Below are 19,803 nucleotides of genomic sequence, written 5' to 3'. Positions count from 1 at the left end.
AGGGGCCGCCGCACCATGAGGTGCGGCGGCCCTTCGCGTTCTCAGACGCGCCGCCTGCCCGGCAGGAACGTGAACACCGCCGCGCCCAGCAGTACGGCCGTGCCCGCCACCAGGCCCAGGGCCTTCAGGGCGCCGTGGTCCTCGGCACCGGTCGCCGCCAGGCCTCCGGAGGAGTCTCCGCCGGACGACGAGGAGCCGCCTGACGAGGAGCCGCCGGACGCCCCGCCCTCCTGCTGCGTGGTGTCGAGCTTCAAGGACACCGACGTCGAGTCCGGCTCGCACGTGGTCGTCGTACCGAGGGCCTTGATCGTCAGGACGCCCGGTGACAGGGTCGACTCGCCCGTCGCCCCCGGCTTGTAGGTGCCGGTCATGTCCGGGATCTCGATCGGGTCGCCCGCCTTGATGTCCTCGGCGTTGGTCGGGCCCTCCACATGGACCGAGCCCTTGTCGGCGCCGCCCAGGACGACCTCCATCGACGGCTTGATGGAGTCCTTCGGGATGTTGGCCGGGCTGTTCATCGGGGACTTCTTGAACTGCACGGTGAGGCCGTAGTTCCCGCCGCTCTTCTTGGCGTCGATCTGGATCGTGGACGTCGCCTTCTGCTCGCCGATCGGCGACTTGCAGGTGTAGGGGATGTCGACGACCTTGCCCTGGAAGTCGGTCTGTCCGCCGTCGGACGCGGTGGTGGTCGGGGTCGGTTCGTCGGAGGAGCTGGAGGTCGGGCTCGGGCTCGCGCTCGGCTCCTCGGAGGTCGTCGGGGTCGGCGAACTACTCCCGTCCCCCGCCTGGACGTCGATCGTCGCCGCCGTCGGCACCTGCGCGCTCGGCGTGCATTTGGTGTCCGTGCCGTACGCGGTGACCGTGTACGCGTCCGGCGTCAGCGTCACCTCGCCCGCCGTCGTCAGCTTCAGCGTGCCCTTCATGTCGGAGAGCACCATGGCGCCGCCCTTGGGGATGGGCGGGTTCTCCTGCGGCCCCGCCATGGCGATGTCGGCGCTCTGCGCACCGGCCGCCTTGAGGGTGCCGGTCGGCTTGACCTGGTTCTCCCCGATGTCGATGAGGTCGGGGTTCTTCGAGGCGGCCTGGACGAACTTCCACACCACCTCGACCTCGTCGCCGACCTCGGCGGTGGCCGGCGCGGTGATCTCCACCTTGGTGGTGCCGTCCACGGGGTCGAGGCCGACGCCGGCGGGCGGCACGCAGTGCGTCGCGTACGACACCTCCGCGGCCTGCGCGGGCGCGACGGCGACGCCGATCAGGACGCCCGCCCCGCAGAACGCCAGCGCGACTCTGGCACGGTCGGGTACGGCTCTCCTTCGCTTGCTCACGTGGGTCCCTTTCTGGTGGGGGTCGTCGGGCTGTCGTCGTGCGGTGCGGAGAGCCGACCGGCCGTGCCCGGATCGGAGTCCGGGGTGAACCACGGCAGGGTCGAGGGCGGGGGCGGCTGTTCGGCGGGGCCGGTGCGCAACCCCGGGAGCCGCAGGGTGAGTTCGGGCAGCCGCAGCCGGGCGGGGGCGCGGGAGGGGCGGCCCGGGCGGCGGGGCCGTGCCCGGTCGACGACGGCCATCCCGAGCCGGAACAGCGCGGCGGGCACGACCAGGCAGACCAGGACCCAGAACAGGGTCACGCCCCAGGGGCGGCCCACCCCCCAGGGCTGTTCGGCGAGGACTTTGCCGCCGTACTTCAGCGAGACCGTGTAGTCGCCGTGCGCGCCGCCCGTCAGCTCGACGGGGAGCTCGATGCGGGCCTTGTCACCGGGCTCGATCGTGCCGCGCCACTGCTGTTCCTCCCACTGCGGGGCGAACACGCCGTGGGAGGTGCCGACGTGGAAGACGGGGTTCCTGACGGCCGCGGTGCCGACGTTGCCGACGGTGAAGACCAGAGTGCGGGCGGGCGGCGCACCGAACCAGGTGAGCAGCCCGCCGGAGCCGTCGAGGCGGGTGTCGGTGAGGACCGACAGACGTCCGCCGGAGGTCTCGGCGGGCAGCGGCTCCACGGCGTGCCCGGCCACCTGGAAGATCGCGTCCGCTTCCGCCTTCGCCCCGGTCACCGTCGCCACGTGCACCACGCAGGGGCAGGGCACCGGGGGTTCGGCGACCGGCAGTTTCCTGCTGAAGCGGCCCTTGGCGTCGGTGGTGACGGCCCGACCGTCGGCGTTGGCACAGGAGTTGGTGCCGCCGGGCACGCCCCGCGACGGCACGGCCTGGCCGCAGACGAGGATCATCAGCAGCGCCTTCGCCCGCCAGCCGCTGCCGGTGACGGTGACCGAACCGCCGGTACCCGCCTGCGACTTGGAGAGCTTGACGACGGGCTGCTCGGCGGCCTGCACCGGGCCGACCGAGACCGACGCCAGCAGCAGCGCCAGCACCGCCGCCCCGAGAATCCGCAGCTTCACGACACCGCTCCCGTCAACTCGGCTTCCGGACACGAGGGTTCGGGCGGAACAGCCGCACGGCGCCTGTGACGTCGTACGACCGGCAGCCGCCGTACGACGAACAGCGCGCCCCCGCCCGCCACCGCCCCCGCACCGCCCGCCACCGCGCCCCACGGCCCGACGCCCGCCGAGATGCGCGCCTCGTCCCGCGCACCGCCCGCCGCCGTGACCGTCAGACGCACCTCGACGGAGTCCAGCGCGGGGCCGTCCCAGGGCTCGCTCAGTTCGGTGCGGCTGCCCGGCGCGAGTGTGACGGGCAAGGGGCGCGGGGCGCGGTCGAGGAGGGGGCCGAGGAGTCCGTCGGCGTGCACGGCGAGCCGGGGTGCGAGCGGGGTCGTACCGCGGTTGACCAGCTCGTACGTGATGCGGTCGGCGTGCACGGAAACGTGCTCGACGGTCAGGGCCGCCACCGTGGGGACGGTGGCCCGCAGATGGACGGCGACCCGCCGCGTGGTGCCCTCGCTGTCGCGCGCGACGAGGCGCGCGGTGGCGTCGTGGGCCGGGACGGTCACCGTGAAGGGCACCTCGGTGCGGGTGCGCGGGGGCAGCCGGAGCCGGGTGTCCGCGAACGTGACCTCGGCGCCCTCCGCGCGCAGCGAGACGTCCACGGCCGTGCGGCCGCGGTTGGTCAGGGCCACCGTGTCCTCCAGGACCGCGCCGGGCCCGCCCTCGGCGTAGAACGACGGCCGCGCCTCCCCGGCGGGCGCGGCCGACCAGCCGTCGTCGCCGACGGCGGCGTGCGCGGCCGGGGCGGCGGTGAGCAGGGTGAGGAGGGGGAGGAAGGCAAGCAGGGTCAGGCCCAGGACACGGGCGGCGGACGGCATCGGCGGCTCCGGCTGTCGTACGGCTTACGGGTGCGGCGGGCCTCCGGCTGCCGCACACGGCTCACGGGTTCGGCGACGGGTCAACGGGTGTCCCGCACGGCTCACGGGTTCGGCAACGGGTCGGTGGGCGTCCCGCACAGCTCACGGGTTCAGCGACGGGTCAGTGGGCGTCCCACACGGCTCACAGGTTCGGCGACGGGCCAGTGGCCGTCCCGCACGGCTCGCGGGTTCGGCGACGGGTCAGCGGCCGTCCCGCACGGCTCGCGGGGTCAGCGGCGAGCCGTTGCCTGGTGCCTGCGCGTCAGCCACAGCGTGCCGGCCGCGCCCGCGAGCAGGACCGTGCCGCCGAGGGTGCCGAGGGCGATCGCCGAGTCCTCGGGGCCGGTCTGCGGGAGTTCGCCGCCGGAGTCGGTGCCGCTCCGGGTGCCGCTGCCGCCGGAACCGCCGCCCGCGGCCGTGACGTCGAGGGTGAGCGACGGGCCGGGGCTGTTCGTCGGCGTGCATGTGGTCGTGGTGCCGAGGGCCTTGATGGTGAGGACGCCCGCGGTGAAGGTGACCTTGCCGGACTTCTTCGGGGTGTACGTGCCGCTCAAGTCACTGATCTTGATGGGGGTGTTGGCGGGGACGACCGCCTGGTTGGCCGGCCCGGACACACTCAGGGTGCCGCTGTCGGCGCCGCCGAGCTTGATGACGGCGCTCGGGGCCATCGCCCCCTTGCCCAGGTCGACCGGGCTGGAGGAGACGCCCTTCTGCCAGGACATGGTGATCTTGTAGCCGCTGCCGCTCTTGACGCCCTTGATGTCGATGGGCGAGACGGCGCTCTTGTCGCCGATCGGTGTCTTGCACTGGTACTTGACGTCGACGACCTCGGCATGGGCGGCGGGGGCGGCCATCAGCACCGCCGAGCCGGCCAGAGCCGCGGCGGACGCGAGCGCGGCGGTTCGATTCCGGTACGACACGGTTCCGCTCCCTCTTCCTCGGTTCCTGACGGCACATCAGATCGGGCCGTCAAGGTACGCCCGGGGTCGTGAGGAAGGAAGACACGGTGCGCGCCGGAGTTGTGACGATCCGGCGCGCATCGAAGGGGATTCGGGTGGAGGGCCGGGCGGTGCGGAACGGCGACGGCCGGGACCCCTCGTACAGGTCCCGGCCGCGCCTCGGTCGTATCGCCCCGCTCGGGTCAGTGGACCATGCCGACCTGGTAGTCGCCGGCCGGCTGGCGGGTCATGACGTTCATGCGGTTGAACAGGTTGATGACGCCGATCAGCATCACGAGGGCCAGCAGCTGCTCCTCGTCGTAGTGCTTCGCGGCGTTCTGCCACACGTCGTCCGGCACTCCGGACCCGTCGGCGAGCCGGGTGCCCGCCTCCGTCAGCTCCAGCGCCGCCCGCTCGGGCTCGGTGAAGGCCTTGGCCTCACGCCACGCGCCGACCATGAGGAGGCGGTGCTGGGTCTCTCCTGCGGCGGCGGCCTCCTTGGTGTGCATGTCGAGGCAGGCCCCGCAGCCGTTGATCTGGCTCGCGCGGATCTTGACCAGCTCCTGCGTCGCGGCGGGCACTCCGGACGCGGCGACCGCCTTGCTCACCGCGATGAGGTGGGGCAGGACGTTGCCCAGAAGGGGGGTGCCGTGGGGGGAGAGTCGGGCTTCCATGGTGTGCTCCTCTGCCGTTGCGTGGCCTTGCACACCTAGGACTGACGAGCCCGGTCCGTCTGTGACATCAGCGGCTGGTGACCCTCATCACACGCGTCGGCGGCCGCTTACGCGGGTGCTCCGAGCTCCGCCCAGACCGTCTTGCCCGTCGCCCCGGGGTTGCGGATGACCCCCCAGTCCAGGCACAGCCGCTGCACGATGAACATGCCGTGGCCGCCGGGGCGGCCCGCGCGGTGCGGGGTGCGCGGCGCCGGCTGGCCCGCGCCGCGGTCGGAGACCTCGACGCGGATCACCTTGTTGTCGCAGGCGAGCCACAGCTCGTCCGGCCCCTCGGCGTGCAGACAGGCGTTGGTGACCAGCTCGGAGACGACGAGCAGCACGTCCTCGGCGGCGGCCCGCTGGTCCGCACCGGCGGCGGGCAGCCAGCCCCACGCATACAGCGCCTGCCGGGCGAAGTCGCGGGCCAGCGGGACGACCCCGCTCGCACCGTCGAAGCTCAGCCTGCGGACCTGCCGGCCCGCCGAGGACTCAGACGGCACGACCGCACCCCCTTCGGACGCCCCGGAAGCGCCGTCGGCCTCCCGGCCGCGGTCGCCCGGCGAGTAAGGCCGGGTGCTGCTCATCAGCGCTTCACCTCACCGATTCACCAAGTCATCAATGCACGATTCAATAGTCACGTCGCGACGGGTCCGCCGCGCGACTTTTCCGGATGTCGCCTGCGCGACGCCCAGGATGTCTCCTGCCCGACCGAACCGGCAGAACACCCCCTGTTTCGGCACAGAACGCGGCACGCCGAAAAAGCGCCGCGCCACCTGGGGCGACAGGGTGCTCCGCGCGGCCGGCACGGGCCGGCTCAGCCGGCTTCGTCGGCCAGGGCGGCGGCGAGCGTGTCATGCACGGTGAAGACCGCGTCGGCGCCCGTGATCTCGAAGACCCGCGCCACGACGGGCAGCATCCCCACCAGATGCACCCCACCCCCGGCGGCCTCCGCCTTCAGCCGCGCACCCAGCAGTACGTTCAGGCCCGTGGAGTCACAGAACTCCAGGCGCGAACAGTCGACCACCAGGCGGCTGAAGCCCTTGGTGAGGCACTCCTCGAGTGGCTCACGCAACAAATCGGCCGTGTGGTGGTCGAGCTCACCTGCCGGGGTCACGACGGCGCTGGCGCCCTCTTCCCGCACCTCGACCAGAAGCCGGCCAGACTGTGCGCTGCCGACCGTCCCGCGGTCCATGCCGTCTCTCTCTCCCGACGTCGTGGCTGCTGCTGACGCCCTCGAACACTACGCCTTCCTCACACACCCTGACACCTGAACATCCGCACACAAACGGACATTTCCCCACACAGTGCACTTGCGGCGAGGTCGGGACAGCAGGTAGGGCTAGTAGGGACACGTACTCGACACGGCCGGCTTTGGAGGCGCCGCACACCGCAGTGCACGACGGCTTCGGCAGCCACATGCCGAGAACGATGGAGGACATCATGTCACCCCGGCTCGACGCATCGCATACCCAGAACGCGACGTCGACATCCCCCCCGGAACAGCTGGATCCCATCGAGCAGCTCGAACACATCGAGCAGGACCAGCGGGACGACCTGCTGGCCGGGCTTCCGGAGATCCCCCCGTACGACGAGGTGGGGGCAGTGGACGCACGAGCCCTGTCCAAGACCCTCTTCGCGCGGCTGGAGTCGCTGGAGGAGGGCACCCACGCATACTCGTACGTCCGCAACACGCTCGTCGAGCTCAACCTGGCCCTGGTCAAGTTCGCCGCCGCCCGCTTCCGCTCCCGCAGCGAGCCGATGGAGGACATCATCCAGGTCGGCACGATCGGCCTGATCAAGGCGATCGACCGCTTCGAGCTCAGCCGCGGTGTGGAGTTCCCCACCTTCGCGATGCCGACGATCATCGGCGAGATCAAGCGCTTCTTCCGCGACACCTCGTGGTCGGTGCGGGTGCCTCGCCGTCTCCAGGAACTCCGCCTCGACCTGGCCAAGGCCGGCGACGAACTGGCGCAGAAGCTGGACCGGGCGCCGACGGTGGCCGAGCTCGCCGAGCGCCTGAAGCTGACGAAGGACGAGGTCGTGGAGGGCATGGCCGCCTCCAACGCGTACACCGCGTCGTCGCTGGACGCCCAGCCGGAGGAGGACGACGCCGAGGGCGCGCTGGCCGACCGGATCGGCTACGAGGACCACGGCATCGAGGGCATCGAGTACGTGGAGTCCCTCAAGCCCCTGATCGCCGACCTCCCCGCCCGGGACCGGCAGATCCTGTCCCTGCGCTTCGTGGCGGGCATGACCCAGTCGGAGATCGGCGACGAGCTGGGCATCTCGCAGATGCATGTGTCGCGGCTGCTGTCGCGGACGCTGGTGCGGCTGCGAAAGGGGCTGACGGTCGAGGATTGACCGCTGTTCTTTTGAGATGCGGGGTTCTTCGGGTGCGGGGCGTGTGCGTCAGACGACGCGCACGCCCCGCCGCCATACCCCGCTCACCAGCGGCACCCCCGGCCGGTAGGCCAGGTGGACGTGGCTCGGGGCGTCGAGGAGGGTGAGGTCCGCCCGGGCGCCCGGGGTGATCCGGCCGATGTCCGTGCGGCGCAGGGCCGCCGCGCCGCCCGCCGTGGCCGACCAGACCGCCTCGTCCGGGGTCATGCCCATGTCCCGCACGGCCAGCGCGATGCAGAACGGCACGGACGAGGTGAAGGACGAGCCCGGGTTGCAGTCGGTGGACAGGGCCACGGTGACGCCGGCGTCGAGGAGGCGACGGGCGTCGGGCCACTCGGCGCGGGTGGAGAACTCGGCGCCGGGCAGCAGCGTGGCGACGGTGTCGCCGCTCGCGAGGGCGTCGACGTCGGCGTCCGTGAGGTGGGTGCAGTGGTCGGCGCTGGCGGCGTCCAGTTCGACGGCCAGCTGCACGCCGGGGCCGTAGGAGAGCTGGTTGGCGTGGATGCGCGGGTGCAGGCCCTTGGCCTTGCCCGCGGTGAGGATCGCGCGGGCCTGGTCGCCGTCGAAGGCGCCCTTCTCGCAGAAGACGTCGATCCACCGGGCGTACGGGGCACAGGCGTCCAGCATCGCGCCGGTGACGAGGGCCACGTACGCCGCCGGGTCGTCGGCGAAGTCCGGGGAGACGATGTGCGCGCCGAGGTAGGTGACCTCGTCGGTGTGGGCGGCGGCGATGCGCAGGGCGCGGGCCTCGTCCTCGACCGTGAGGCCGTAGCCGGACTTGGTCTCGAAGGTCGTCGTGCCCTGGCGCAGGGCCTCGGCGAGATAGCGGGTGAGGTTCGCTTCGAGTGCGGCGTCGCTCGCAGCGCGGGTCGCGGCGACCGTGGTGCGGATGCCGCCCGCGGTGTAGGAGCGGCCCGACATGCGGGCGTTGAACTCCTGGGTGCGGTCGCCCGCGAAGACGAGGTGGGAGTGGGAGTCCACGAAGCCGGGCAGGACGGCCCGTCCCCGGGCGTCGACGCGGTTGTCAGTGGCGGGTGCTTTGCTTGATTCACCGGTCCACGCGACGTGGTCGCCGTCGATGACGACGGCCGCGTCCTGGATCAGGCCGAGGGGGGAGTTGTCACCGAGGGAGGGGTCGTTGGTGACGAGCGCGGCGATGTTGGTGATGACGGTGCTGCTCATGGCGGTGGCGTCCTTGAGGGTGGCGGCCTTGGGGGTGGTGGTCAGCCGCGGAGGGCGTCGACGGCCCGCGCGAGCGCTTGCGGCACATCCGGTACGAGCGTGTGCGCCCCGTCGCGTACGACCTGCCGGCCGCCCACGACCGTGTGCCGTACGTCCGCTGCCGTCGCCGCGAATACGGCCGTCTCGGCGCCCAGCCGGGGCAGCGGGCCCGCTGTCCTGACCGAGTCGAGCGCGATCGTCGTGAGGTCGGCGAGGGCGCCGGTCTCGATGGCGCCCGCCTCGTCCCAGCCGAGGGCCGCGTGGCCGTCGGCGGAGGCGGCCCGCAGCAGCGCCGCCGCCGTCCAGTGGCCGCGGGTGCGGGTGCGCAGCCGCTCGTTCAGCTCCATCGCGCGGGCCTCTTCGAGCAGGTCGATGACGGCGTGGCTGTCGGAGCCGAGGGAGAGCGGGGAGCCGGCCTTCTGCAGGGCGACGGCGGGTCCGATGCCGTCGGCGAGGTCCCGCTCGGTGGTCGGGCACATGCAGGTGCCAGTTCCCGATCCGCCGAGAAGGGCGATGTCCTCGTCGGTGAGGTGGGTGTTGTGGACGCCGGTGGTGCGGCCGCCGAGGACGCCGTGGTCGGCGAGGAGCCGGGTGGGCGTGCAGCCGTGGGCCTCCTGGCAGGCGTCGTTCTCGGCGGTCTGCTCCGACAGGTGGACGTGCAGCGGCGCCCGCCGCGCCTCGGCCCATGCGGCCACGGTCGCCAACTGGCCGGCGGGCACGGCCCGTACGGAGTGGATCGCGGCCCCGATCCGCGCGTGATCCCGTTCCTTGAGAAGAGAACAGCGTTCGGCCCAGGCCTCGGCGGTGCCGTCGGAGAAGCGGAGCTGGTGGGTGTTGGGGGGTTGTCCGAAGCCGGCGGAGAGATAGGCGGTGTCGAGGAGGGTGATGCGGATGCCGGCGTCGGCGGCGGCCGCGATCAGGGCCTCGCCCATGGCGTTGGGGTCGGCGTAGGGGGTGCCGCCGGGGGCGTGGTGCAGGTAGTGGAACTCGCCGACGGAGGTGACGCCGGCCAGGGCCATCTCCGCGTACACGGCCCGGGCGAGGGCGTGGTAGCTCTCCGGGGTCAGCCGGTCGGCGGTGGCGTACATGACCTCGCGCCAGGTCCAGAAGGTGCCGGAGCCGACCTGGACGGTGCCGCGCAGGGCGCGGTGGAAGGCGTGGCTGTGGGCGTTCGCCAGCCCCGGGAGCGTGAGACCGCGCAGGATCTCGGCGCCGGGGGGCGGGGTGGGCACGTCCGTGCGGACGGCGGTGATCCGGCCGTCCGCGACCTCGACGGCGACGCCCGGCTCGACGTGGGTGTCGAGCCAGGCGTGCTCCAGCCAGTACGTCGTCACGAGGTGGCCAGTCCTTCCAGTACGTCGGCGAGGGCGAGTACCCCGGCCACGCAGTCGTCCTCGGCCGCGAACTCGGCCGGGGAGTGCGAGACGCCGGTGGGGTTGCGTACGAACAGCATGGCGGTCGGGATCGTCCCGGACAGGATTCCGGCGTCGTGTCCGGCACCGGTACCCAGGACGGGGACGGTGAACTCCGTGTCCTTCGCCTCCTTGCCCAGGATGCGGGCCAGTTCGTCGCGCAGGGCGTGGTCGAACTCGACGACGGGGGTGAAGGACTCCCGGACGATGTCGAGGGCGATGCCATGGGCGTCGGCGTACTCGCGGGCGGCCTTCTCGATCCCGCCGACCACCTGGTCCAGGCTCGCCTGGTCGGCGGCGCGGGAGTCGAGCCAGCCGCGCACGAGGGAGGGGATCGCGTTGACGCCGTTGGGTTCGACGGAGATCTTGCCGAAGGTGGCGACGGCACCGGCGAGTTCGGCCTCGCGGCGGGCGGCGAGGACGGTCTCGGCGTACGACAGCATGGGGTCGTGCCGGTCGACGAGACGGGTGGTGCCGGCGTGGTTGGCCTCGCCCCGGAAGTCGAACCGCCAGCGGCCGTGCGGCCAGATGGCGCTGGCGATGCCGACGCGGTCGCCGGACAGGTCCAGCGCGCGGCCCTGCTCGACGTGCAGTTCGACGAAGGCGCCGATGCGGCCGAGCCGTTCGTGGTCGGCCCCGATGGCGTCGGGGTCGTAGCCGGCGGCCTCCATGGCCCGGGGCAGGCTGATCCCCTCGCCGTCGGTCAGCCGGTGCGCCTGCTCGACGGTGAGCTGCCCGGAGGTGAGCCGTGAGCCGACGCAGGCGAGTCCGAAGCGGGCGCCTTCCTCGTCGCCGAAGTTGACGATGGCGAGCGGCTTGGTGAACTCCACCTGCCGGGACCGCAGTTCGTCGAGCGCGGCGAAGGACGACACGACCCCGAGCGGCCCGTCGAAGGCCCCGCCGTCGGGCACGGAGTCCAGATGCGAGCCGGTGACGACGGCGTCCCCGGCGGCCGGGTCCCCGAGCCAGGCCCACTGGTTGCCGTTCCGGTCGAGCTCGTAGCTCATCCCCCGCGCCTCGGCCTGCTCCTGGAACCAGGCCCGGCATTCGGTGTCGGCGCCGGTCCAGGCGAAGCGGCGGTAGCCGTGGGAGTCGGGGTGGCGGCCGATGGGGAGCAGCTCGCGCCACATGGAGTGGAACGAGCTGCTGTGGGACGTCTGCGTCACGCCGGGTCACCCTCGCGCATCGGGATCCGCACGCCGCGCTCGTCGGCGACCGAGTCCGCGATGTCGTAGCCCGCGTCCACGTGCCGGATGACGCCCATGCCGGGGTCGTTGGTCAGCACGCGGCGGACCTTCTCGCCGGCGAGCTTCGTGCCGTCGGCGACGGTGACCTGGCCGGCGTGGATGGAGCGGCCCATGCCGACGCCGCCGCCGTGGTGGAGGGAGACCCAGGAGGCGCCGGAGGCGACGTTCACCATGGCGTTGAGCAGCGGCCAGTCGGCGATCGCGTCGGAGCCGTCGAGCATGGCCTCGGTCTCGCGGTACGGGGAGGCGACGGAACCGCAGTCGAGGTGGTCGCGGCCGATGGCCAGGGGCGCGGCCAGCTCGCCGCTCGCGACCATGTCGTTGAAGCGCTCGCCTGCCTTGTCGCGCTCGCCGTAGCCGAGCCAGCAGATGCGGGCGGGAAGGCCCTGGAAGTGGACGCGTTCGCCGGCCATCTTGATCCAGCGGTGCAGGGACTCGTTCTCGGGGAACAGGTCGAGGATCGCCTTGTCGGTCTTGGCGATGTCGGACGCCTCACCGGACAGGGCGGCCCAGCGGAAGGGGCCCTTGCCCTCGCAGAAGAGGGGGCGGATGTAGGCGGGGACGAAGCCGGGGAAGGCGAACGCGCGGTCGTAGCCCGCGAGCTGGGCCTCGCCGCGGATGGAGTTGCCGTAGTCGAAGACCTCGGCGCCGGCGTCCATGAAGCCGACCATGGCCTCGACGTGCCGGGCCATGGACTCGCGGGCCCTCACCGTGAACCCGGCCGGGTCCTTCGCCGCCGCGTCGGCCATGTCCTCGAAGGCGACGCCGACCGGCAGGTAGGACAGCGGGTCGTGGGCCGAGGTCTGGTCGGTGACGATGTCGATGGGGGCGCCCTCGGCGAGCATCTGCGGGAGCAGCTCGGCGGCGTTGCCGAGGAGGCCGATGGACAGCGGCTTGCGCTGGTCGCGGGCCTCGGTGGCGAGCTGGAGGGCGTGAGCGAGGTTGTCGGCCCTGACGTCGAGGTAGCGGTGCTCGATGCGGCGCTCGATGGCGCGGGGGTCCACGTCGATACAGATCGCGACGCCGTCGTTCATGGTGACCGCGAGGGGCTGGGCGCCGCCCATGCCGCCGAGGCCGGCGGTGAGGGTGATGGTCCCGGCGAGGGTGCCGCCGAACTTCTTCGCGGCGACGGCGGCGAAGGTCTCGTAGGTGCCCTGGAGGATGCCCTGGGTGCCGATGTAGATCCAGGAGCCGGCGGTCATCTGGCCGTACATGGTCAGGCCGAGGGCCTCCAGGCGGCGGAACTCCTCCCAGTTGGCCCAGTCGCCGACGAGGTTGGAGTTGGCGATGAGGACGCGCGGGGCCCACTCGTGGGTCTGCATGACGCCGACGGGGCGGCCGGACTGGACGAGCATGGTCTCGTCCTGCTTGAGGGTGCGCAGGGTGCGGACCATGGCGTCGAAGGAGCGCCAGTCGCGGGCGGCCTTGCCGGTGCCGCCGTAGACGACGAGCTTGTCGGGGTGCTCGGCGACCTCGGGGTCGAGGTTGTTCTGGAGCATCCGCAGGGCGGCTTCCTGCTGCCATCCCAGGGCACTCAGTTCCGTACCGCGCGGCGCTCGTACGGGGCGGGGTCCTGACATGGTCTGCCTCCTAGCGGAATGTTTGAGTCTCTATTCACATCCTGACCTCCTGAATAGAGCTAGTCAATAGGGCGGTCCCTCAGCGCGGGCGCGCCGCGGATGTTTGGCTGGATGTATGGGCGCAGACGCTGGATGCATGGGCGCGGACAACGACCTGACGGGGGACGTCGTGGGCATCGAAGGGCAAGAAGATCGCGCGGTCCGGCGGGACGAGGCGGTGCGGGCCGCGGTGGAGCAGGGGCTGCTGGGGCCGGGCTCCCCGATCGTCGGCCTCCTGGACGTCACCGGCATCCGGGAGTCGGCGGCCGAGCTGCGGGCCGCGTTCGACGCCGTCACCGCGCCCGGCACGCCCGTGCTGCACGCCTTCGCGGTGAAGGCGACCCCGCTGGTGCCGGTGCTGCGGCTGCTGCGGGAGGCCGGGATCGGCGCGGAGGTGGCGAGTCCGGGTGAGCTGGCGCTGGCGCGGGCGGCGGGGATCGCCCCGCAGCAGACGGTGCTGGACTCGCCCGCGAAGACACCGGCCGAGCTGCGGGAGGCCCTCGCCCTCGGGATCGCCGTCAACGCCGACAATCCGCAGGAGCTGGACCGCATCGACGCCCTCATGAGGTCCGGCCCGAGTCGCTCACCGCTCGGGATCCGGGTGAACCCGCAGATCGGCGGGGGTTCCATCGGGGCGACCTCGACGGCGACGGCGACCTCGAAGTTCGGGGTGGCGCTGCGCGATGAGGGCGCCCGGGAGTGGCTCCTGCGCGCCTACGCCGACCGGCCCTGGCTCAACCGGCTGCACGCGCACACCGGCTCCCAGGGCATCCCGCTGTCCCTGATGGCGCAGGGGGTCGCGGAGACGTACGCGCTCGCCGAGGAGATCAACCGGCACATCGGGCGCCCCCAGATCGACACGATCGACATCGGCGGCGGACTGCCGGTGAACTTCGGCTCGGACACGACGGCGCCGACCTACGCGCAGTACGCGCGGCTGCTGAGCGAGGCGGTGCCGGGCCTGTTCGACGGGCGGTACGGGCTGGTGACCGAGTTCGGGCGGTCGCTGCTGGCCAAGCACGGCACGATCGTGGCCCGGGTGGAGTACGCCAAGAGCGCGGGCGGGCGGCCGGTCGCGGTGACGCACGCGGGCGTGCAGGTGGCGACGCGGACGGTGTACGTACCGGGGGCGTGGCCGCTCAGGATCGCCGCGTACGACGGGAAGGGGCGGCCGAAGGCGGGGGCCGAGGTGGTGCAGGACATCGCCGGGCCGGCCTGCTTCTCGGGCGACCTGCTCGCCGAGGCGAGAGCGCTGCCGCTGCTCGAGCAGGGCGACTACGCGGCGGCGCTGGACACCGGCGCGTACTACTTCGCGCACCACTACGCCTACAACTCCCTCGCGCGGCCCGGCATCTACGGGTTCGCGTCGGACGAGGGCGGCTCCGTCGCCTTCGCGACCGTGCGCACCCCGCAGACGCTCGAGGAGATCGTGGCCGAGTCGGGAGGGGCGCACGCCTCCGCGCTCACCACCCTCGGGACGACCGCGCGCCCTTGACGCACGCCGGTGGACCTGTGGGTCAACTGATCGGAAAACGAGCGCAGTTGACCCACCCTAGCCATCCGCCGCATGTTCCACCGGAAAATGCCGGAATCCTCACCCCCCGCCCACACCCTGCGTAGTTTCGGCGTCACTCAGCCGAACCCCAGGCGGGAGGGGAACTCACGGTGCCCGGTATCGACGAGTGTCTGCTCGAAGTCATGCAACTGCCCGGTGCCCGGGGCGCCGCGCTCGTCGACTGGACGAGCGGGCTGGCCCTGGGCACCGCCGGCGAGTCACCGGGCGGTGATTACGAGACGGCCGCGGCCGAGGCCGCCGAACTGGCCCGGCTGGCCGCCGAGCACCGGGCGTTCGCCCCGGAGGACGACATCACCGACCCCCCGGTCGAGGACGTCATCATCAGCAACCGGGACAGCTACCACGTCCTGTGCTTCGTCCAGACGTCGTTCGACAGCAGCGTCTTCCTGCATCTGTGGCTGGCCCGCGTGGAGGGCAACCTCGCGCTGGCCCGCATCCGGCTCGGCGAGATGACCGGACGGCTGGTCCTGGGATGACGGCGGTGACCACCACACCACCGCCCCGGCTGCCGGTGCGGGACAAGGCGGAGGCCCGCGACCGGGCCTGGGGCGGCGTCTCCCCGATGCTGACCCGGCTCGCCGCCGAGCGGGCCACCGGTGTCCTCGTCCGCGAGCGCGGCACCCTGCATCTCGCCGAGGGCCGGGTCGTGCACGCCGAGAGCCCCGCCGCGCCCGGCCTCGGCGCCCTGCTCACCGCGCACGGCACCCTCGACGCCGACACCTGGCGGCAGGCCGCCGAGGAGGCCACGGAGGCCCCGGGCGCCGGACTGCTGCTCGTCGGCCGCGGCCGGCTCACCCGGGGCGCGCTGGAGCTGTGCCACCTCGAAACGCTGTACGACGCGGCCTACTTCGCGCTCGCCCCCAGCAGCACCCCGGGCCGCTTCCGGTACACGAGCCCGGGCCGGGCCGGCGCGGTGCGTGCCGTGACGGTGGCCGCCCTGGAGCACGAGACGCTGCGCCGCCGCGACCTGCTGCACCGCATATGGCCCGATCCGGCGACCGACGAGGCCCCGCTGCTGCGCGCCGACAGCGTCGCCCTCCCGGGCCCCACCGCCCGGCAGCGGGCGGTGCTGCACCTGGTCGACGGCGTCCGCACGGCACTGGACATCGCCCGCGCGATGGGCCGCCCGGCGTTCCACACCCTGGTGGACGTACGGCGGCTCGCGGCGGCCGGGGTCCTGGTGCGCGGCGCCCCGGAACCCGCCGAACCGGCCTGGCCCGAGACCACCGACCCCGACATCACGCTGCTGAAGAGGCTCAGGGATGCGCTGGAGTCCCTTTGAACGACAACGCGCCCGTGCCGAGAGGAGTGACCAGATGGCGGCCGAACCCGAAATCCTGGACGAGCTGCGGCGGTTGAGGAGCCGGGTGCCGTATCTCACCGGCGCCCTGGCGGCGAGCGTGGACGGGCTCGTCCTCGCCCAGGACACCCCGGGTGTGGAGCCCGACGGCATGGCCGCGCTCACCGCGGCCGCGCTCGGCGTCGCCATGCGGCTGTCGGACGCGACCGGGCAGGGGGACTTCCGGGAGCTGACGGTGCGGGGCGCCTACGGCTATGTGGCGACGTACGCGGCGGGCCGCAGCGCCGTCCTCACGCTGCTCGCCCAGGACCGCGTCAACGCCGGCCGGCTCCATCTGGAGGGCCGCCGCGCCGGCACCCGTATCGGGGAGTTCCTCGACTCCCGGGCGCCGGCGGAGGCACCCGTCGCCGCCAAACCGGCCAGAGCGCCCGCCCGCACCAGAGCGGCGCGCACCCCTCGTACGACCAACGCACGTACGTCTACCGACAGTTGAACCCACAGGAAAGGCAGACAGTCATGGCCAACACCGAAACCTCCCTGAAAGAGTGCCTCGCCTCCATCGAGGGCGCGACCGGCGTGGCGCTGGTCGACTACACCAGCGGCATGGCCCTCGGCACCCTGGGGGGCAGCAAGAGCTTCGACCTCAGCGTGGCCGCCGCCGGGAACACCGACGTCGTCCGCGCCAAGATGCGCACCATGGAACACCTCGGGCTCAAGGGCCAGATCGAGGACATCCTGATCACCCTGTCCGACCAGTACCACCTGATCCGGCTGATCAGCGGCCGCAGCAGCAACGGACTGTTCATGTACCTGGTCCTGGACGCCAAGCGCGCCAACCTGGCGATGGCCCGCCACCAGCTGAAGAAGATCGAGGAGGACCTGGAGGTCTGACCGGCGGGCCGCTCAGACCAGCGCCGCGGTGCGGCGGCGCGCCCCGCCCGGGGCCGCGTCGCCCGCCGCGATGCCGGTGCCGCGGTACGCCTTGACCGCCTTGCCGGCCGGGCGTCCGCCGCGCGCGTCGAGCCAGTCGACCCGCACCCACAGCAGCGCCTCCCCGGCACGCTCGCGCCGCCCGAGCCAGGCGGCCTTCAGCCACAGCCCCACCCCGGCCCCGGCGAGCAGCAGCCCGCCCGCGACGGGCACCGCGAAGTTGGCGCCGAGCGCCGCCAGCCAGGCGAGCAGCAGCCACCAGCGATGTCCGCGCCGCCAGTTCCGTACGGTCACGGCCCGGTCCTGGAGCACGTCGTGCTTCCCGGCGCGGGCGGCCGCGCCCGCGAGGGCGGTGTAGCGCCTGCGGCGGCGGTACGACACGACGGCCACCGCGACAATGAACAGCGCGGCCCCCGCCATCACCCCGATCCGGCGCCCGGTCAGCCCCGGCACCAGCACCCCGACACCCGCCGCGAACACCCCGGCCCACCACAGGGGCGCCGCTCCGGCGCGTACGACGACGGCCACCCGGGCGAGTCCCAGTCCTCCGCGTGCCACGTCCGCCTCCTCGTCCTGTCGGCACAGTCCTGTCGACACAGTCCTTTCGGCCGGGCAGGTTAGCGGGCGAAAGTGAGACGAGTCTGAAAAACGCCGGCTACTCCACGAACAGCCCCCGCGCCGCCGCCTTCGTGTCGAACTCCTCCAGCCGCGCCTGCGCGTCCGGCAGCTCGTCGGCCATGGCCTCCAGCAGCACCCGTCCGAGCAGCATCGGCGCGCAGGCGGTGTCGAAGGCGAGCCCGGTGCCGACGGCGGCGGGCAGCAGCAGGTCGGAGACCTTGGCGACCGGCGCGAAGGCGGAGTCGGCGACGGTGACGACGGACAGCCCGGCCTCCTTGGCGTAGCCGAGCGTGTCCAGGACCTCCCGGGGATGCCGGGGCAGCGCGAAGCAGAGCAGCGCCGAGGCGCCCGCGCGGACGGCGGCGTCGATCCGGTCGTGGACCATCGTGCCGCCCTCGTGCAGCAGCCGGACGTCCGGGTGGACCTTGGCGGCGAAGTAGGCGAAGCCGTAGGCCTGCGAGGCGGCGGCCCGCAGTCCCAGCACCGGCAGCGGCCGGGAGGCGGCCAGCACCCGGCCCGCGCGCTGCACGGGCCGCGGGTCGGCGAGCATCTCGGCGAGGTGCCGGAGGTTGGCGATCTCGGCCTCGACGGCCTGCTGGTACTCGTTGTACGACGCCGAGTCCGCCGCCTGCTGCTGCTCCCCGGGCGCGACCTCGCGCAGGTGGCGGCGCAGGGCGGGATAGCCGTCGAAGCCGAGGGCGACCGCGAAGCGGGTCACGGACGGCTGGCTGACCCCGGCGAGCTCGGCGAGCTCGACGCTGGACAGGAACGGCACGTCCGCGGCGCGCCGCACCATGCTGTGCGCGATGCGCCGCTGGGTCGGCGTGAGCCGGTGCCCCTCGAAGAGCGCCTGGAGCCGTGCCGCCGGTGTGTCCGTCACACCCATCTCGCTCATCACTCGCTCCCCCTCCAGATGTCCGTGAACCGGTCGAGCAGTGCGGCCGCCGTCGTCACGTCACCCGTGAGCGGCCGGTCGGCCTGGTCCTCGTCGAGCACCGAGTAGGCCAGCTCCAGCGCCCGCCCCACCGGCAGCGCCGGGTCGGGGCCGTGGTCGCGCTGGCGCAGGGCCCGTACGGCGGCGACGAGTTCGCAGCCGACGACGAGCCGGTACGCCCCGCACGCCCGCAAGGTCTGCCGGGCGGCGAGCGAGGCGAAGCTGGCCTGTTCCTCGACGCCCCGGGAGAGTACAGCGTGCCCGAGGGAGGCGGGGGCGGAGAAGGCCCGCAGATCGCCGAGGGCGGCGCCGGCGGCGTACTCCAGGATCATCACGCCGGAGGAGGCGGGCTCGTGGTCGGCGAGGAAGGGGCGCAGGCGGGTGTAGGCGGGCTCGTTGAGGGTGGACAGCCGGGACGTCGACAGCCTCGCCACCTGGGTGAGGGCCAGCCTGAAGTGGTCGAGGGCGAGGGCGAGCTGGGCCTGGTAGAAGCCGCCGTGGTGGTAGGCGGCCATGTCCTCGGGGCTGATGAGCGGGTTCTCGGCGGCGGCGTTGATCTCGACGGCGAGGACGGCTTCGAGGGCGTCGGCGGCGTCGTGCGCCGGGCCGTGGATCTGCGGCAGGCAGCGGAAGCCGTACGGGTCCTGGATACGGCCGAGGGGCGGCGTGGGCCGTTCGTCCGCGCCGATCAACTCCCGCATCCGGCGGGCGACTTCGCTGCTGCCCCGGTGCGGCCGGGCGGCGTGCACGGGGGCGGCGTACGCCTCGTGGGAGCCGTCCACCGCGAGCAGTGACAGCGCGCCGACCACCTGCGTGGCCTCCAGCAGCCCGCGCAGTTCGTGCAGGGCGAGCGCGGCCTGGCCGAGGGTGAGGGCGTTGCTGCTGATGAAGGCGAGGGCGTCGTTGTTGTCGAGGGGCTGCGGCTCAGGACCGGCGCCTTTCCAGGGGTGCTCCCCGGCCAGCGCGAGGCCCGCCTGGGCGAGGGCCGCGATGTCCCCGGTGCCGACCGATCCGAACTCGTGGACGACCGGGTACGCCCCGCTCTCCAGGGCCTCGCACAGCGCGGTGACGACGGTCGGCCGCAGCCCCGCGCCGCCCGCGAGCAACTGGTTCGCCCGGACGGCGAGCATCGCGCGCACCTGCCGGGCGGGCAGCTCCTCGCCGATGGCGCCGGCGTGGCTGCGCAGGAGTCTGAGGCCGTGCTCGGCGGCCGCCTCCGTGGGCACCGGCTCGTTCCGGTTGGCGCCGACGCCGGTGGAGCGGCCGTAGACGCGACCGGTCGCGGCGATCTGCCGGGCGGCGTCCCACGATGTGGTCACCCGCTTCATCGCATCGGTCCCGGGCACCGGCCGCGCGGCCCCGTCGGCGAGCCGCGCGACGTCGGAGACGCCGAGTCCGATCCCGTCGAGGACGACCAGTCCGGTGTGCACAGAAGCAGGTGTGTCCACGATCTGAGACGACATAAAGCCCAAACACCCCTTAATCCGGACACCTGATCTTGCCTGGCGGGCATCCGTTACTTCGGATTTACATCAACCCGTTGACAAACTATTCAGCTAAAGAGAACTCTGCATGACGTTATACAGCCGGGCAAGGGA

At 72.8% G+C, this 19,803-nt stretch carries 20 protein-coding genes; 6 read left to right on the top strand and 14 right to left on the bottom strand.

Annotation, left to right across the window (positions count from 1 at the left end):
* Nucleotides 1-41 precede the first annotated feature (41 nt).
* The 7 genes from ACFUO4_RS29830 to ACFUO4_RS29800 all read right to left on the bottom strand — a co-directional run bounded on the left by ACFUO4_RS29830 (nt 42) and on the right by ACFUO4_RS29800 (nt 6,140).
* The gene (locus ACFUO4_RS29830; RefSeq protein WP_383490660.1) at nt 42-1,328 is read right to left on the bottom strand and encodes a hypothetical protein; all 1,287 of its coding nucleotides are present in this window, start codon (nt 1,326-1,328) and stop codon (nt 42-44) included.
* A complete protein-coding gene (locus ACFUO4_RS29825) occupies nt 1,325-2,395 on the bottom strand; it encodes a hypothetical protein (protein ID WP_383490658.1) in 1,071 nt (356 codons plus the stop codon). The genes ACFUO4_RS29830 and ACFUO4_RS29825 overlap by 4 nt, the downstream gene beginning before the upstream one ends.
* On the bottom strand, nt 2,392-3,258 hold the full coding sequence (locus ACFUO4_RS29820; protein WP_383490656.1) for a hypothetical protein: 867 nt from the start codon (nt 3,256-3,258) through the stop codon (nt 2,392-2,394). The genes ACFUO4_RS29825 and ACFUO4_RS29820 overlap by 4 nt, the downstream gene beginning before the upstream one ends.
* Before the next feature lie 269 nt (nt 3,259-3,527).
* The gene (locus tag ACFUO4_RS29815; protein ID WP_079310095.1) at nt 3,528-4,217 is read right to left on the bottom strand and encodes an LPXTG cell wall anchor domain-containing protein; all 690 of its coding nucleotides are present in this window, start codon (nt 4,215-4,217) and stop codon (nt 3,528-3,530) included.
* 221 nt (nt 4,218-4,438) lie between these two features.
* Nucleotides 4,439-4,909, bottom strand: coding sequence for a carboxymuconolactone decarboxylase family protein (locus ACFUO4_RS29810; protein WP_079310096.1), 471 nt, complete (start codon nt 4,907-4,909; stop codon nt 4,439-4,441).
* Nucleotides 4,910-5,016: 107 nt separating this feature from the next.
* Nucleotides 5,017-5,532, bottom strand: a complete 516-nt coding sequence (locus ACFUO4_RS29805; protein WP_383490654.1) for an ATP-binding protein — start codon at nt 5,530-5,532, stop codon at nt 5,017-5,019.
* Nucleotides 5,533-5,762: 230 nt separating this feature from the next.
* Nucleotides 5,763-6,140, bottom strand: coding sequence for an STAS domain-containing protein (locus ACFUO4_RS29800; protein WP_079310098.1), 378 nt, complete (start codon nt 6,138-6,140; stop codon nt 5,763-5,765).
* A gap of 248 nt (nt 6,141-6,388) precedes the next feature.
* Here ACFUO4_RS29800 and ACFUO4_RS29795 point away from each other — a divergent pair, with 248 nt between their 5' ends.
* Nucleotides 6,389-7,309: a SigB/SigF/SigG family RNA polymerase sigma factor gene (locus ACFUO4_RS29795; RefSeq protein ID WP_179143430.1), complete on the top strand. Its 921-nt coding sequence runs from the start codon at nt 6,389-6,391 to the stop codon at nt 7,307-7,309.
* 48 nt (nt 7,310-7,357) lie between these two features.
* Here the strand turns inward: ACFUO4_RS29795 and hutI are convergent, their stop codons facing one another.
* Genes hutI through hutU form a run of 4 tightly spaced genes read right to left on the bottom strand, consistent with a single transcriptional unit; the run spans nt 7,358 to nt 12,808 of the window.
* Nucleotides 7,358-8,530 (bottom strand): imidazolonepropionase, encoded by a 1,173-nt coding sequence (hutI, locus tag ACFUO4_RS29790; RefSeq protein ID WP_383490651.1) that lies wholly within the window; start codon nt 8,528-8,530, stop codon nt 7,358-7,360.
* Between the two features lie 41 nt (nt 8,531-8,571).
* Complete coding sequence (locus ACFUO4_RS29785) at nt 8,572-9,903, bottom strand: formimidoylglutamate deiminase (protein ID WP_383490649.1); 1,332 nt, start codon at nt 9,901-9,903, stop codon at nt 8,572-8,574.
* Nucleotides 9,900-11,111: an allantoate amidohydrolase gene (locus ACFUO4_RS29780; RefSeq protein ID WP_383490766.1), complete on the bottom strand. Its 1,212-nt coding sequence runs from the start codon at nt 11,109-11,111 to the stop codon at nt 9,900-9,902. The genes ACFUO4_RS29785 and ACFUO4_RS29780 overlap by 4 nt, the downstream gene beginning before the upstream one ends.
* Nucleotides 11,112-11,143: 32 nt before the next feature.
* A complete protein-coding gene (gene hutU, locus ACFUO4_RS29775) occupies nt 11,144-12,808 on the bottom strand; it encodes a urocanate hydratase (RefSeq protein ID WP_383490647.1) in 1,665 nt (554 codons plus the stop codon).
* Between the two features lie 136 nt (nt 12,809-12,944).
* Here hutU and ACFUO4_RS29770 point away from each other — a divergent pair, with 136 nt between their 5' ends.
* The 5 genes from ACFUO4_RS29770 (at nt 12,945) to ACFUO4_RS29750 (ending at nt 16,614) form a co-directional block, all read left to right on the top strand.
* A complete protein-coding gene (locus ACFUO4_RS29770) occupies nt 12,945-14,342 on the top strand; it encodes a diaminopimelate decarboxylase (protein WP_383490645.1) in 1,398 nt (465 codons plus the stop codon).
* Between the two features lie 170 nt (nt 14,343-14,512).
* Nucleotides 14,513-14,899 carry a hypothetical protein gene (locus ACFUO4_RS29765; protein ID WP_383490643.1) on the top strand — a complete coding sequence of 129 codons (387 nt, stop codon included), beginning with the start codon at nt 14,513-14,515 and terminating at the stop codon, nt 14,897-14,899.
* Entirely contained in the window at nt 14,896-15,705 is an 810-nt protein-coding gene (locus tag ACFUO4_RS29760) for a hypothetical protein (RefSeq protein ID WP_079310104.1), read from the top strand. Before ACFUO4_RS29765 ends, ACFUO4_RS29760 begins: the two co-directional genes overlap by 4 nt.
* Before the next feature lie 34 nt (nt 15,706-15,739).
* Nucleotides 15,740-16,216, top strand: coding sequence for a roadblock/LC7 domain-containing protein (locus ACFUO4_RS29755; protein ID WP_079310105.1), 477 nt, complete (start codon nt 15,740-15,742; stop codon nt 16,214-16,216).
* A gap of 23 nt (nt 16,217-16,239) precedes the next feature.
* On the top strand, nt 16,240-16,614 hold the full coding sequence (locus ACFUO4_RS29750; protein ID WP_383490641.1) for a hypothetical protein: 375 nt from the start codon (nt 16,240-16,242) through the stop codon (nt 16,612-16,614).
* Between the two features lie 12 nt (nt 16,615-16,626).
* Here the strand turns inward: ACFUO4_RS29750 and ACFUO4_RS29745 are convergent, their stop codons facing one another.
* The 3 genes from ACFUO4_RS29745 to ACFUO4_RS29735 all read right to left on the bottom strand — a co-directional run bounded on the left by ACFUO4_RS29745 (nt 16,627) and on the right by ACFUO4_RS29735 (nt 19,668).
* Nucleotides 16,627-17,211, bottom strand: coding sequence for a hypothetical protein (locus ACFUO4_RS29745; protein ID WP_383490639.1), 585 nt, complete (start codon nt 17,209-17,211; stop codon nt 16,627-16,629).
* Between the two features lie 97 nt (nt 17,212-17,308).
* Nucleotides 17,309-18,166 (bottom strand): MurR/RpiR family transcriptional regulator, encoded by an 858-nt coding sequence (locus ACFUO4_RS29740; protein WP_079310107.1) that lies wholly within the window; start codon nt 18,164-18,166, stop codon nt 17,309-17,311.
* Nucleotides 18,166-19,668 (bottom strand): aromatic amino acid ammonia-lyase, encoded by a 1,503-nt coding sequence (locus tag ACFUO4_RS29735; protein WP_383490637.1) that lies wholly within the window; start codon nt 19,666-19,668, stop codon nt 18,166-18,168. Before ACFUO4_RS29735 ends, ACFUO4_RS29740 begins: the two co-directional genes overlap by 1 nt.
* Nucleotides 19,669-19,803: the final 135 nt, after the last annotated feature.

Source organism: Streptomyces sp. NPDC057280 (assembly GCF_042668605.1).
In the GTDB taxonomy this organism is placed as follows: Bacteria; Actinomycetota; Actinomycetes; order Streptomycetales; family Streptomycetaceae; genus Streptomyces.
The sequence above is the reverse complement of the archived record's forward strand: the minus strand, read 5'-3'. Positions and strand labels throughout refer to the sequence as shown.

Excerpts from the sequence above, each read along its gene's own strand:
- ACFUO4_RS29735 (WP_383490637.1), bottom strand. The coding sequence starts at position 19,668 with ATGTCGTCTCAGATCGTGGACACACCTGCTTCTGTGCACACCGGACTG.
- ACFUO4_RS29805 (WP_383490654.1), bottom strand. The coding sequence starts at position 5,532 with ATGAGCAGCACCCGGCCTTACTCGCCGGGCGACCGCGGCCGGGAGGCC.
- ACFUO4_RS29750 (WP_383490641.1), top strand. The coding sequence starts at position 16,240 with ATGGCCAACACCGAAACCTCCCTGAAAGAGTGCCTCGCCTCCATCGAG.
- ACFUO4_RS29770 (WP_383490645.1), top strand. The coding sequence starts at position 12,945 with ATGGGCGCGGACAACGACCTGACGGGGGACGTCGTGGGCATCGAAGGG.
- ACFUO4_RS29820 (WP_383490656.1), bottom strand. The coding sequence starts at position 3,258 with ATGCCGTCCGCCGCCCGTGTCCTGGGCCTGACCCTGCTTGCCTTCCTC.
- ACFUO4_RS29755 (WP_079310105.1), top strand. The coding sequence starts at position 15,740 with ATGGCGGCCGAACCCGAAATCCTGGACGAGCTGCGGCGGTTGAGGAGC.
- ACFUO4_RS29740 (WP_079310107.1), bottom strand. The coding sequence starts at position 18,166 with ATGAGCGAGATGGGTGTGACGGACACACCGGCGGCACGGCTCCAGGCG.
- ACFUO4_RS29760 (WP_079310104.1), top strand. The coding sequence starts at position 14,896 with ATGACGGCGGTGACCACCACACCACCGCCCCGGCTGCCGGTGCGGGAC.
- ACFUO4_RS29800 (WP_079310098.1), bottom strand. The coding sequence starts at position 6,140 with ATGGACCGCGGGACGGTCGGCAGCGCACAGTCTGGCCGGCTTCTGGTC.
- ACFUO4_RS29795 (WP_179143430.1), top strand. The coding sequence starts at position 6,389 with ATGTCACCCCGGCTCGACGCATCGCATACCCAGAACGCGACGTCGACA.
- hutU (WP_383490647.1), bottom strand. The coding sequence starts at position 12,808 with ATGTCAGGACCCCGCCCCGTACGAGCGCCGCGCGGTACGGAACTGAGT.
- ACFUO4_RS29780 (WP_383490766.1), bottom strand. The coding sequence starts at position 11,111 with ATGTGGCGCGAGCTGCTCCCCATCGGCCGCCACCCCGACTCCCACGGC.
- hutI (WP_383490651.1), bottom strand. The coding sequence starts at position 8,530 with ATGAGCAGCACCGTCATCACCAACATCGCCGCGCTCGTCACCAACGAC.
- ACFUO4_RS29810 (WP_079310096.1), bottom strand. The coding sequence starts at position 4,909 with ATGGAAGCCCGACTCTCCCCCCACGGCACCCCCCTTCTGGGCAACGTC.